Origin of the sequence: Aeromonas lacus (assembly GCF_000764665.1) — a bacterium.
GTDB classification, from domain to species: Bacteria; Pseudomonadota; Gammaproteobacteria; order Enterobacterales; family Aeromonadaceae; genus Aeromonas; species Aeromonas lacus.
On sequence record NZ_JRGM01000154.1, the window covers coordinates 101,657 to 114,581 of the forward strand.

A 12,925-nucleotide genomic window follows, 5' to 3' on the forward strand; every position below is an offset into this window, starting at 1 on the left:
ACGCCTTTTTGTTGACTCAAGATGACCATAACCCGTACCGATCTCGCCGAACTGGCGGTGTTTGCCGCCGTCGCCCGCCACCGCAGTTTCAGCAAAGCCGCCCTCGAACTCGGCGTCTCAGCCTCCGCCATCAGCCACAGTCTGAAGGGGATGGAGGAGCGACTGGGGGTACGGCTGCTCAACCGCAGTACCCGGGCCGTGGTGCCGACCGAAGCGGGCCAACGGCTGCTCAAGCAGCTGCTCCCCACCCTCAATACCCTGGAAGAGGCGCTCGCCGAGCTGGCCCGCAACAGCGATGAACCGGTGGGCAGGCTCAAGCTCTGCGCCCCGCGCAATGCCATCGACAGCCTGCTGGCACCGGTGCTCATCGACTATCTGGCCCGTTATCCGCGGATGCAGGTGGAGGTAGTTGAGCAGGAGTTGATGCCGCGCATGATCGAGGATGGCTTCGATGCCGCCCTCTTTTACGGGGATCTGCTGCCCAAGGAGATGATCGCCATTCCACTCGGCCCGCCCCAGCGCTATCTGGTGGTGGGCTCTCCCGCCTATCTGGCGCAGAACGGCACGCCGGAGCACCCGAGCGAGCTGAGCCGCCACGCCTGCATCGGCTATCGCCTCACCCCTCACCACCACTACCGCTGGGCCTTTGCCGCCGATGGCAACCTGCTGGAGATAGAGGTAACCGGGCCACTCACCACCAGCACCCCGGCCCTCTATCTGGGTGCCGCCGAGGCGGGGCTGGGGCTGGCCTACTGCCTTGAGGAGGAGGTGAGCCAGAAGGTTGCGGAGGGGAGACTCATCACGGTGCTGGAGCCCTGGAGCCCCACCTTTGCCGGCTTCTATCTCTTCTATCCGAGCCGCCATCAGCTTGGCAGCGGGCTGCGCATCCTGATCGACATGCTCAAGGCACACTATCAAAACAGCGGATTACTGAGTAACACTCAGCAATTCATCAAGTAGAAACCGGATTATCACCAAAAAAGTATTAATCTAGACTAACTGTTCGATAACCGAGCACATCGAGAGAACAGATATGTCTGCCTACTTCACATTACGGCAACGGGCCATGACCCGTCGCTTCTGGGCCTATGCCCTCCCTTCGATCCTTGCCATGCTGGTGTCCGGTGCCTACTACCTGGTCGATGGCATCTTCGTCGGCCACTATGTGGGGGCGGCCGGTCTTGCCGGCATCAATCTGGTCTACCCGGTCATCATGGTGCTGCTCGGTCTGGCCGCCATGATCAGCATGGGTGCCGCCACCGGCATCTCCTACCAGCAGGGTGCCCGCAACTTCGCACTGGCGCGCAAGACGCTGGTCAATGCCCTCTGGCTGCTGCTGGTGCTCGGTATTACCGCCCCCATCCTGCTCTATTACCTCCACACCGATATTCTGCTGGGGCTCGGCATCGAGCAGGGTACCGAGACCTGGAAGCAGGCGAGTGACTATCTGCTCTGGATTGGCGGCGGGACCCTGCTGCTGGCAAGCAACCTGGCGGTGCCCTATCTGCTGCGCAACGACGGTCGCCCGAAACTGGCCATGGTGCTGGTGAGCAGCGGCGCCGTGCTCAACATCCTGCTCAACTACGTGATGGTGGCCAGACTGGGGCTGGGACTGATCGGTACCGCCCAGGCGACCCTGATGGCGGAAGGGGCGGTGAGCCTGATTGGCCTTGGCTACTTCTTTACCCCCTGGGCCCGGCTGCGCCTCGGTTGGCGCGACATGGTGCCAAGCCTGCCCACGGTGCCTAACCTGCTCTTTACCGGCCTGCCGAGCCTGATTGCCCAGTTCAACCTCGGCCTGCTGCTGATGCTGCACAACAGCCAGCTGATGGTGTATGGCAATGTGAAGGATCTCGCCGGCTTTACCGTGGCCGGTTACACCGAGGCGGTCTTTATCGTCATCCTGCAGGGGCTGGCCTTCGGCATTCAGCCGCTCATCAGCAAAGCGGCCGGGGCCAAGCGCAATCGCGACCTCAAGTACCTGATGGAGATGGGGCTCAAGTTCACCTTCATCTACGGCATGCTGGTCTGGATCACCATCCAGCTGCTGCCCCAGCAGGTAGCCATGCTCTATACCGGCGATGACGACCCCGAGCTGCTGGCCGCCGCCGTCAGCAGTCTGCTGCTCAATCTGGGCGCCATTCCGCTGGAGGGGATCATCATGTTCGGCATCGTGCTGCTGCAATCCATGGCCCGTACCCGTCAGGCGCTGGTCATCTCGATTGCCAAGACCTTGCTGCTGCTGCCGCTCATCTTCCTGCTGCCGCTGCTGTGGGGCCGTGATGGGGTACTGATGGCCCAGCCGGCCACCGTGCTGCTGCTCACCCTGCCGCTCTGCTGGCTGCTGTGGCGTGAATGGCTGCGCCTCAAGCGCGCCTGCGCCCCTATAGCAAAGCGCCGCGCCAAGCCGGCCAGGGCAGACGGGGCCATTCAGCTGGCTCGCTAAACTCTGCCCAAACCCTGCCTGTAATCGGCATAAAAAAACCGGCATCCCTGATGCCGGTTTTTTCATCTCTCACTGCCCGAGCCAACTCAAGCCATCACTTCCGGTCTGAGCTGGGCCATCAACCCGGGGTTGTCGCTGTAATCCACCGGAATGGCCACCACGGCCGGCCCCTCCACCGCCAGCGCGGCACGCAGGGTGGCGCGCAGTTCGTCGGCCGAGCGCACCGCAAAACCGGCCGCCCCGAACGACTCGGCGTAGCGCTTGAAGTCAATGGCGCCGAACGACACGCCTGAGGTGCGGCAATACTTCTGCTGCTCCTGGATCGCCACCATGTTGTAGCCGTTATCGACCCAGATGATGTGGACGATATTGCTCTTGAGCCGTACCGCCGTCTCCAGCTCCATGCTCGACTGCATAAAGCTGCCATCCCCCGATACCGAGATCACCTTCTCCCCCGGCCGCACCAGCGCGGCGCCGATGGCCCACGGCAAGGCGACCCCCATGGTCTGCTGACCGTTGGAGATCAGCACCTGACGGGCGCGGAAACTGTAAAGGTAGCGGGCGATCCAGATATGGAAGCTGCCCATATCGACGCAGAGGGTCATGTCATCACGCACCAGATCCTGCAGCTCGCGCACGATCCGCAGCGGGTGCACCGGCGTGCCGTGCAGATCGTCTGCCCGCATCGCCAGCCGCAGCCGCTGCTGGCGCACCCCTTGCAGCAGGCGATCCACCTCGGGGATGCGCAGCTTGGGCGACCCCATCCGGCGGGTCAGTTGCAGCAGGTTGGCGCGGATCGACCCCAGCAGCTCCGCCGCCGGGCAGTAGCAACTGTCGATATCGGCGGGCAGCACATCGATATGGAGGATGCGGCGCACCCGGTCGCCATTCCACAGCACGGGGTCGTACTCGATGGGGCTGTAGCCGATGGCAATCACCAGATCGGCCCCTGCCAGCAGCTGATCCCCCGGCTGGTTGTTAAAGAGCCCCACCCGCCCGGCGAAGTCATCGAAGTGGCAACTGTCGACCACCCCGGCCGCCTGATAGGTGCCGGTCACCGGCAGCCGCGCCTTGTCGAGGAAGGCGCGCACCGCCTCGGCGTTCTCCGGCCGGCTCGCCATCAGGCCGAGCAGCACCACCGGATTTTCCGCCTCGCGAATGAGCTCGAGCGCCTGGGTCATGCTCGCCTCGTCGGCGGCGCCGGGTTCGGGCATCTCGCGCGGCACCAGCACCTCCCCCTGCACCGGCTTGTTGATGATGTCCATCGGCAGGCTGACAAAGGCAGCGCCGGGGCGGCCAAACTCGGCGGCACGAAAGGCGTTGGCCATCACCTCGGAGAGGGCGGCCCCGCTGTTGACCTGAGCGCTGAACTTGGTCACCGGACGGCAGAGGTTGACCGTATCCATGCTCTGGTGGGTGAGTTTGAGGCAGTCGGCGCGGCGCACCGCACCGCCCAGTGCCACCATGGGATCCCCCTCCGAGGTGGCGGTCGCCAGCCCGGTAATAAGGTTGGAGCAACCGGGGCCCGAGGTGACCAGCGCCACCCCCGCCTTGCCGGTCAGGCGCCCCACCGCGGCGGCCATAAAGGCGGCGTTGGCCTCGTGGCGCACCACTATGGTCTCGATGGGGGAGTCCTCCAGCGCATCGAACACCCGGTCAATCTTGGCACCGGGAATACCGAACACCTGCTTGACCCCCTGCGCCTCCAGATGGCGCACCACCAGCTCGGCGCCGCACTTCCACTGTCTGTTTTCCATGATATTGCTCCTTCTATATCAGCCTTCCGCGGCCTGAATGGCGCGATCGAGATCGGCGGGGTTGAGGTCGGCCTGCCGGAAAGCGGGATCCGATGGCAGGGCCAGATTGAGATGACGCACCACGGAGAGACGCAGGGTGCCGTGGGCCATGGTGTAGTCGAGCAGATGGCCGCCGCCGCTGCGATCGGCGGTGATCATGTGCTCGTGAAAGCCCGCCACATTGATCCCCTGCACAAACGGCGGGCAGCGAAAACCCACCAAAGTCCCCGCCACCGCGGCAAAACGGAACAGCGGCTGCTGCTCGATGGCTTCCAGCATGGGGCGATAGGGCGGCTCCTGACGCGGCACGGTGCGCACCTTGGCCGACTCGAACTGGCCGTCGAGGCGCATGGCGACGAAGACGTTGTCGGATCCCACCAGCCGGTCGACCCACTGGTGAATTTCATCGCGGCTGAGGGGATGGTCGAAGCGACGCTCCAGACAGGGGCGAAAGTGGGTCATCACCGCAAAGGGGGTCTTCTGATCGGCGCGGGCCGGCCGGGCCGAGCCATCGGCCCGCAACTGGTGGATCTGGCGCTCGAAGGCGATCAGCTCGCCATCGAGGTGGTTGAAGGTACCGAGACCAAAGTCGCCGTGGCGCAGCAGCTCGCTCATGGTGGTCTCCCCTTCGTAGACCCCCGCCAGCAGGGCACTCATCAGTGAGCTTTGGTAGATCTCGCCGCCATCGTGCTGCCTGCGCCAGCGGGAAAACTGCTGGCTCACTTCGAGGGCACACGCGCATCCGGCACTGTCAGATGTTGCAATACGTTCCATTCGGGTTTCACCTCCGGCCTGAATCCTGTTAGCGTTCGGATTCAATGGTGACCCGGATCACATTTCAACGCCAATACACCGATCCCGCGACTTTGAGACTCTTTCGATATGGAACTGCGAACCCTGCGCTACTTCATGGCGGTCGTCGACAAACAGAACTTCACCCGGGCAGCCGAGGCGCTCAACATGGCCCAGCCGCCCCTGAGCCAGCAGATCCGCAAGCTGGAGGAGAGCCTCGGCACCCCGCTGCTGCGCCGCCTGACTCGCGGCGTCGAGCTGACCGAGGCGGGCGCAAGCCTCTATCGGGATGCCACCCAGATCCTGACGCTGGCCGATGCCGCCAAACAGAAGGTGAAGCGGATCGCCCGCGGTGAGCAGGGGGCGCTGCGCATCGGCTTTGCCGGCTCTACCGTGCTCCACCCCGCGGTGCTGACCCTGTTGCACGACTATCGGGAACGCTACCCCGAGGTGGCGCTCACCCCGCAGGAGGGCACCATGCCGGCACTGGTGGAGGCGCTGCGCCACGACCGGCTCGATGCCGCCATCCTGCGCCTCCCCTGCAGCGGCAGTCAGGGGCTGGATCACCACCTCATCGAACAGGAGCCGCTGCTGATCGCCCTGCCCACCAGCCACCCCAAAGCCAAGCTCGGCCCCATCGCCCTCGCCAGCCTGCGCGACGAGAGCTTTATCCTGTTCCCCCGCGAGATTGGCCCCGGCCTTCACGATGGCATCATGGCCCTCTGCCGGGAGGCGGGATTCGAGCCGCAGCTCGGCCCCGTCTGCCCGCAGGTGATCTCCACCGTCGGCATGGTGCAGGCGGGTTTTGGCGTGACCCTGGTGCCAAGCTCGGTGGCGGCGTTGCGCCCGGTCGGGGTGAGCTATCACCCCATCGCCGGCAGCGGCCTGATGACCGCCATCAGCCTCGCTACCCGCCCCCACCCCGGCAGCGCCGTGTTGCGCCGCTTTATCGCCCAGATACAAAAAAGGCCTCCCGAAGGAGGCCTTTTACGGCAATCTTGATGCCTTGCTTGACGGTCGCGGTTTACTTGACGGTCACGCGGGCAAACTTGCGCTTGCCGACCTGATAGACGGCGGTACCGGCACCGATGAGAGCCTTGCCATCTTCCAGCTTCTCGCCATCAACCTTGACCGCGCCCTGCTTGATCATCCGCAGCGCTTCGGAGGTGGTGGCCACCAGATCGGCATCTTTCAGCAGGTTGGCAATGGCCAGACCTTCGCCTTCCAGAGCCAGCTCGACTTCCGGCATTTCGTCCGGAATGGCGTTCTTGGAGAAGCGCTGGGTGAAATCTTCGTGGGCCGCTTCGGCCGCCGCTTCGTCGTGATAACGGGCGATGATCTCTTTGGCCAGCCAGATCTTCACGTCGCGAGGGTTGAGAGTGCCGGCAGCGATGCCCGCCTTGAACTCTTCGATTTCAGCCAGCGGACGGAAGGAGAGCAGCTCGTAGTAGTTCCACATCAGATCGTCGGTGATGGACATGATCTTGCCGAACATCTCGCCCGGAGCGTCATGGACGCCGATGTAGTTGCCTGCGGACTTGGACATCTTCTTGACGCCGTCCAGACCCACCAGCAGCGGCATCATCAGCACGCACTGGGTCGCCATGCCGGCATCTTTTTGCAGCTCGCGGCCCATCAGCAGGTTGAACTTCTGGTCGGTACCGCCCAGCTCAACGTCCGCCTTCAGCGCGACCGAGTCATAGCCTTGCAGCAGCGGATAGAGGAATTCGTGAATCGCGATGGACTGGCCGTTGCTGTAGCGCTTCTTGAAGTCGTCGCGCTCCATCATGCGGGCCACGGTCTGCTTGGCCGCCAGCTTGATCATGCCGGTCGCACCCAGCTCACTCAGCCAGGTCGAGTTGTACTCGATGCGGGTCTTGGCCGGGTCGAGGATCTTGAACGCCTGCTCGGCATAGGTGAGGGCGTTGTGCTTGATCGCCTCTTCGGAGAGCGGCGGACGGGTGGCGTTCTTGCCGGAGGGGTCACCCACCATGGCAGTGAAGTCACCGATCAGCAGGATCACTTCATGGCCCAGATCCTGGAAGGTTTTCAGCTTGTTGAGGATCACGGTGTGACCCAGGTGAATGTCGGGGGCCGTCGGGTCCATGCCCAGCTTGATGCGCAGCGGGCGCCCTTCCTTCAACTTGGCAACCAGTTCCTCTTCAACCAGAATTTCTTCCGCTCCGCGCTTGATCTCGGCTAGCGCCACCTCGAGCTGGGACATTTTTTGACTCTCCATCACGATTCCACAGGGCCAAACATATTACTGGAATGGCGGGCCAATTGGAAAGGCTGTAAAATCCGTCCATTCTGCCCGACTTCATCTGCATCTCATGGTTATTTGGCACGCCTTCAACTCTCTCCCTCACTGGCACCGCAAGATGGTGCTGATTTTGAGCATCATGATCATGATGCTGGCGGCCTGGCCCAGCGAACAGGCGGTCGCCACCCGGGTCGATGAAAACGGCAACGAGATTGCCCTGCGACAGCAACAGGAAGAGAAAAGCGACGACAATCTGCCCCAGGACGACATCACCGCAGATGCCGTGCAACCGGCCACCCCGCCCAAGCCGAGCTATGTCACCAAACATGTGAAGGTGCGTCGCGGCGACAACATGGGGGTGATCTTCCAGCGTCTGGGGCTCAGCACCACGGATCTGCACCTGATCGATCAGCTCGATGACAGCAACCCGCTGCGCATGCTGCAGCCGGGGCAGGAGCTCACCTTCAAACTGACTGGAGATGGCCAGCTGCACAGCCTCTACTACCCCCACAGCCTCGAACAGGCGCTCAAGGTGAGCCGCAAGGATGACACCTTCGTCGCCCGCAGCGTCAAGATCGCCCTCGACACCCGCGAACAGGTGACCAAGGGGGAGATCCGCTCCAGCTTCTGGGGCTCCGCCGTCGAGGCGGGCATGACCGAGGATCAGATCATGGACTTGGCTGCCATCTTCGGCTGGGACATCGACTTTGCTCAGGACTTGCAGCCGGGCGACAGCTTCCGGGTGGTCTACGAAGACAAGTTCCGCGATGACGAGCGGGTCGCCTCCGGCGATATTCTGGCCGCCGAGTTCGTCAACCAGGGCACAGCCTACCGCGCCGTGCTCAATGAAGATGGCAACTACTACACCCCGGAAGGCAAAGCGATGCGCAAGAGCTTCCTGCGCGCGCCGGTCAACTTTAAATACATCAGCTCCAACTTCAACCCGCGCCGTCTCCATCCGGTGACCGGCAAAATCCGCCCCCACAACGGCATCGACTATGTGGCGCCGGTGGGCACCCCCATCATGGCGGCGGGCTCCGGCAACGTAGTGGCGGCCGGTTACAACCAGTTCAACGGCAACTACGTCTTTATCAAGCATGCCGGCAACTATGTGACCAAGTACCTTCACCTCTCCAAGCGCACCGTCAACAAGGGGCAGCGGGTCAAGCAGGGGCAGACCATCGGCCTGTTGGGGGGCACCGGTCGCGTCACCGGCCCTCATCTGCACTATGAATTCGTGGTGGGCGGCGTACACAAGAACCCGCGCACCCTCACCCTGCCGCAGGCGGAGTCCCTGAGCGGACGCGAGCTGGCCAACTTCAGAAAACTGGCGACACCGCAACTGGCCAAGCTCGACAGCCCCGAGCTGCAGCTGGCCCAGAACAAGCGGGAGAGTCGCGGCAACTAAAGCCTTCAGGGCTGGCGGGGTAGCGGCCCCGTCAGCCCTTTTTTATTTTGCCTGCGCATGGCTTGGCGCCATGCCGCATTGGGGTCGGGAAGCGGACTATCCCGACCAGCGAGTGAGGAGAGCCTATGGCTGAACGCTATATCGGATTGATGTCAGGCACCAGCATGGACGGCATCGACGCCGTACTGGTGGTGATCGACGGGGATCAACTGCGGGTCGAGGCGGCCCTCAGCCACCCCTGGCCCACCGCCCACGAGCTGCATGAGCTCTGCACCCCGAGCGACAACGAGATCGATCGGATGGGGGTGGCCGACAATCTGGTGGCGCGCGAATTTGCCGCCGCCACCCACGCCCTGCTGGCTAAGACGGGGCTCACGCCCGCCGATATTCGCGCCATTGGCAGTCACGGCCAGACTATCCGCCACCGCCCCCAGCTTGGCTTTACCCTGCAGATCGGCAACGCGGCCCTGCTGGCGGCGCTGACCGGCATCGACGTCGTCGCCGACTTTCGCACCATGGACATGGCCCTCGGCGGTCAGGGGGCGCCGCTGGTGCCCGCCTTCCATCAGGCCTTCTTTGCCCGCCCCGGCACCCTGCGGGTGGTATTGAACCTCGGCGGCATCGCCAATATCTCGGTGCTGCCGGGCCATGCCAACGGGGTCTATGGCTTCGATACCGGCCCGGCCAACACCCTGCTCGACGGCTGGTATCGCCGCCATCACCCCAAGGGCGCCGGCTATGATGCCGGCGGCCAGTGGGCAGCCAGTGGCCAGCTCATTCCCGAGTTGCTGGAGCAGCTCTTGGCCCACCCCTACTTCGCCGCCCCCCATCCCAAGAGCACCGGACGGGAGATGTTCACCCTCGATTGGCTCGATGGTGAGCTGGCTGGCCGCCCCTATGCTCCGGCGGATGTGCAGCGCACCCTGCAGGCGCTCACCTGCCACAGCATCGCCCGCCAGCTGCCTGCGACTCCCGAGGCGTTCGGGGCCAGCCAGCCCAAGACCGAGCTCTTTGTCTGCGGCGGCGGTGCCTACAACACCCCGCTGCTGGCGGAGCTGGCCAGCCTGCTGCCCGGCTGGCGCATCGCCAACACTGCCGAGCTGGGGATTGCTCCCGACTGGATGGAAGGGGCAGCCTTTGCCTGGCTGGCGGAGCGCTTTATCAAGCGCAAACCGGGCAACCTGCCCGCCGTCACCGGCGCCAGCCGTCCGGCGGTGCTCGGCGCCCTCTATCCGGCGGGCTAACGGGCCCATACCCGACCTTGCTATCGCCTGTCAGCCCGCGGCTGGCAGGCTTGTTCCCCTCTCCGGTTCACCTGCGCCAGTTAATGCAGCCCCTCGATATTGAGGCTGTAGTAGTGCTCATCCTTCTCGATCTTGCCGGTAAAGCGAAAACCGAACGAGGCGTAGAGCTCTTTGGCAATCCGGTTATCCTCGTCGATCATCAGCAGCACCTCCCGATACCCCTCGCGGCCAAAGTGGGCCAGCAGCTCGCCAAAGACCTGCCGCCCCAGCCCCTGCCCCATAAAGCGGGCATCCAGCATAAAGCGGAAGATCTCGACCATGTCGCCCGGCGCATCACACCCCTTGTACATGACAAAGCCCACCAGCTCCTCCCCGCGATAAATCGCTCTGGGCTCAAAGCCCGGGAAGTAGGCCGCCTCCACCAGCGAGATGGCATTGCAGCAGAGATACTGCTCGAACAGGGTGCCCACCCCGTCCTTGTTGGTTGTCAGCTCGCACACCTCGAAGCAGTTCGAGGCGTCGATCTTCTCGATCCTGATCATCTACATCCTTCCTTTGTATCCGGCCCGCTGGCCGCGATAAATAAACCTTCTCCTCTCTCTGCACTGTCATGACGCTGCACAGTCATAACGCTGTACCGTCATCACGGGCAAAACCGGAGGGGTCGCCTGCCACAACAACACAGGGTTGTGCGCCCGATGGCAGGCTCAAATTGTTTCACCTGAGTAACAAAGAACAGAAACACCATTTCACTGGTGCAAAAATAGCGGGAAACCTTGACAACAACCGGTCGGAAAACCGCCATCAGGGCAGGTGGCCGATCCTGACATGCAGGGGTGAAGGGAGTCTGAACGAGCCCGTTTGCCCGGTTCGGCGCCGCTGAAAATTCATGGCATAAGGCTGATACGGTGAGCCCCTTGCAGCGGCGTGCCACGGGATATCCGGAAAGCCTTTTCACCAGCCCCATGCAAAAGCGCTGAATTATATTCCCGTTACATCTTTGCTGGGTCGTGAATATCCCGCGGCTACCATATTTTTGCTCTGCCAGATAGTGCTTATAAAAATGCAAAAATAGATATTTATGCAGCGAAAAATGAATGCGCTGCCAGCAAGTCTGAATAATTTGAAATTATCCTGAGTGCCAGCCACCCATATTTCTGGCGCCAATACCGTCGGCGCGGGCCTCGCCCTGCAGGCTGCTAAAAATGGCCGCCAGATGCTTCTTATCATCCCTGAATTGATCCGCATCGGAGATATATTTCAGGGCGTTGAGCCATCTCATAGAAACGCGATCCCGGTTTGCATCGCTATTTTGCGGTTCATAGAATCGCGCTTGTCTGAACCCTCTCCCCCTCTGGTGCCGCAATGGTTGCCGGGCGCGTTATATCGCCGCGCTCTGCCCACATTTTTTGTCGCTGGCGGGAGGAACCCTGACCCCAATAACGATGATTACAACGAGGTGTATCCCAATGAGTGGCACTATTATCAAGTCGGCCCGCAATACCCCCAATGCTCCGCAGCATATCGGCCCCTATACCCAGAGCGTGGCCTTCTCCCACTACAACAATATCTCCGCCCAGCTGCCGGTCGACCCGAAGAGCGGCGCCCTGATCGAGGGTGATATCAAGGCGCAGGCCAGACAGTGCCTCACCAATATCAAAGCCATCGTCGAGAGCATCGACCATGTGATGGACGACGTGGTGAAAGTGACCCTCTTCCTGCAAGAGATGGCTGACCTCGAGGCAGTCAACGAGGTCTATCGCGAGTTCTTCCCGCGCAATCTGCCGACCCGCACCGTACTGGCCGTGGCGGGTCTGCCGCTGCATGCCAAAGTGCAGATGGATGCGCTCATCTCCAACGGCGAAGGCACCTTCCCGCAGGCGCCGTGCCCGCTGGTGAAGCTCGCCCGCAACAGCGCCCGTGCGCCACAGGACTCGCTCTCCACCCAGACCGTCGCCTTCTCCCACTACAACAACATTGGCGCCCAGCTGCCGGTTGAGCCTGCATCCGGCGCCCTGATTGGCGGCGGTATTCGCGAGCAGGCGGCCCAGTGTCTGCACAATATCAAGGCAGTGCTGGAGGGGATCGACGTGCCCTTCGACGATATCGTCAAGGTGACCGTCTATCTGACCAATCTGGCCGATCTGGATGCCGTCAACGAGGTCTACACCACCTTCTTCCCCGACTCCGCCATTGCCCGCGCCGCTGCCTATATGCCGGCCCGCAGCGTGATTGCCGCCTCCGCCCTGCCCATGGGTGCGCTGGTACAGATGGATGCGGTCATCTCCCACGGTGACGGCACCCCGCCGCAACTGGTGGAAGACAGACACAATCTGGTGATCCGCCCGCGCAATACCGACAAGGCACCGCGCAGCCCCTTGCACACCCAGACCGTCGCCTTCTCCCACTACAACCATATCGCCGCTCAGCTGCCGGTTGATCTGGCCACCGGCAAGATCCTGACCGGTTGCGTGCGGGAGCAGACCGCCCAGTGCCTCAGCCATATCAAGGCGATTGTGGAGAGCATCGGCCATGTGATGGACGATATCGTCAAGGTCAATATCCAGCTCGCCAATATCGCGGATCTGGCCGAGGTGGATGCCATCTACACCAAATACTTCCCGGCCTACCTGCCGGCCCGCACCGTGATCGCGGTGCGCGAACTGCCCGCCGGCGCGCGAATCCAGATGGATGCGGTGATGTCCAACGCGGAAAGTACCCCGCCGCAGGTGTAAGGTTTGTGTTAAATAATAAAAAGAGACCGGCTGATAGCCGGTCTCTTTTTTGGTAACAGGGAGGGATATTATTTTTATGGCACCGTCTAAAAGAACGCGAACGTCCGATTACGCTTCACCAATCTATTCTACAAATTAACTTTGTTTATCTATTTGGGATTTTTTCCAAAGCCCATTTACTTGGCTCAGCTACAGCTAATATAGGTGCGCAAGCTCTAATATCAACATGAGACATTAAACC

The 12,925-nt window shown here is 62.2% G+C and carries 11 protein-coding genes; 6 read left to right on the forward strand and 5 right to left on the reverse strand.

Going from position 1 to position 12,925, the window contains the following annotated elements; genetic code table 11:
- Positions 1-21 precede the first annotated feature (21 nt).
- Both LG31_RS0118080 and LG31_RS0118085 read left to right on the forward strand, forming a co-directional pair.
- On the forward strand, positions 22-960 hold the full coding sequence (locus LG31_RS0118080; RefSeq protein ID WP_033115808.1) for a LysR family transcriptional regulator: 939 nt from the start codon (positions 22-24) through the stop codon (positions 958-960).
- Between the two features lie 73 nt (positions 961-1,033).
- Positions 1,034-2,446, forward strand: a complete 1,413-nt coding sequence (locus LG31_RS0118085) for an MATE family efflux transporter (RefSeq protein ID WP_033115809.1) — start codon at positions 1,034-1,036, stop codon at positions 2,444-2,446.
- 86 nt (positions 2,447-2,532) lie between these two features.
- Here the strand turns inward: LG31_RS0118085 and alsS are convergent, their stop codons facing one another.
- Together alsS and budA are read right to left on the reverse strand one after the other, a co-directional pair.
- Positions 2,533-4,203, reverse strand: a complete 1,671-nt coding sequence (gene alsS / locus LG31_RS0118090) for an acetolactate synthase AlsS (protein ID WP_033115810.1) — start codon at positions 4,201-4,203, stop codon at positions 2,533-2,535.
- A gap of 18 nt (positions 4,204-4,221) precedes the next feature.
- Positions 4,222-5,016, reverse strand: coding sequence for an acetolactate decarboxylase (budA, locus tag LG31_RS0118095; protein ID WP_033115811.1), 795 nt, complete (start codon positions 5,014-5,016; stop codon positions 4,222-4,224).
- Between the two features lie 108 nt (positions 5,017-5,124).
- On the opposite strand from budA, the gene LG31_RS0118100 reads away from it, so the two are divergent.
- Positions 5,125-6,036 carry a LysR family transcriptional regulator gene (locus LG31_RS0118100; protein WP_081849296.1) on the forward strand — a complete coding sequence of 304 codons (912 nt, stop codon included), beginning with the start codon at positions 5,125-5,127 and terminating at the stop codon, positions 6,034-6,036.
- Positions 6,037-6,058: 22 nt separating this feature from the next.
- On the opposite strand, the gene tyrS is transcribed toward LG31_RS0118100, so the two are convergent.
- Positions 6,059-7,258, reverse strand: a complete 1,200-nt coding sequence (tyrS, locus tag LG31_RS0118105) for a tyrosine--tRNA ligase (protein ID WP_024941863.1) — start codon at positions 7,256-7,258, stop codon at positions 6,059-6,061.
- A gap of 109 nt (positions 7,259-7,367) precedes the next feature.
- On the opposite strand from tyrS, the gene LG31_RS0118110 reads away from it, so the two are divergent.
- Together LG31_RS0118110 and LG31_RS0118115 are read left to right on the forward strand one after the other, a co-directional pair.
- Positions 7,368-8,705, forward strand: coding sequence for a peptidoglycan DD-metalloendopeptidase family protein (locus LG31_RS0118110; RefSeq protein ID WP_033115812.1), 1,338 nt, complete (start codon positions 7,368-7,370; stop codon positions 8,703-8,705).
- Between the two features lie 125 nt (positions 8,706-8,830).
- Positions 8,831-9,949 (forward strand): anhydro-N-acetylmuramic acid kinase, encoded by a 1,119-nt coding sequence (locus tag LG31_RS0118115; RefSeq protein ID WP_033115813.1) that lies wholly within the window; start codon positions 8,831-8,833, stop codon positions 9,947-9,949.
- A gap of 80 nt (positions 9,950-10,029) precedes the next feature.
- Here LG31_RS0118115 and LG31_RS0118120 read toward each other — a convergent pair whose 3' ends face one another.
- Both LG31_RS0118120 and LG31_RS21300 read right to left on the reverse strand, forming a co-directional pair.
- Complete coding sequence (locus LG31_RS0118120; protein WP_033115814.1) at positions 10,030-10,491, reverse strand: GNAT family N-acetyltransferase; 462 nt, start codon at positions 10,489-10,491, stop codon at positions 10,030-10,032.
- 587 nt (positions 10,492-11,078) lie between these two features.
- Positions 11,079-11,231 carry a hypothetical protein gene (locus tag LG31_RS21300; RefSeq protein WP_161785991.1) on the reverse strand — a complete coding sequence of 51 codons (153 nt, stop codon included), beginning with the start codon at positions 11,229-11,231 and terminating at the stop codon, positions 11,079-11,081.
- A gap of 187 nt (positions 11,232-11,418) precedes the next feature.
- Between LG31_RS21300 and LG31_RS0118125 the strand changes: the two genes are divergently transcribed.
- Positions 11,419-12,684 carry a RidA family protein gene (locus LG31_RS0118125; protein ID WP_033115815.1) on the forward strand — a complete coding sequence of 422 codons (1,266 nt, stop codon included), beginning with the start codon at positions 11,419-11,421 and terminating at the stop codon, positions 12,682-12,684.
- Positions 12,685-12,925 lie beyond the last annotated feature (241 nt).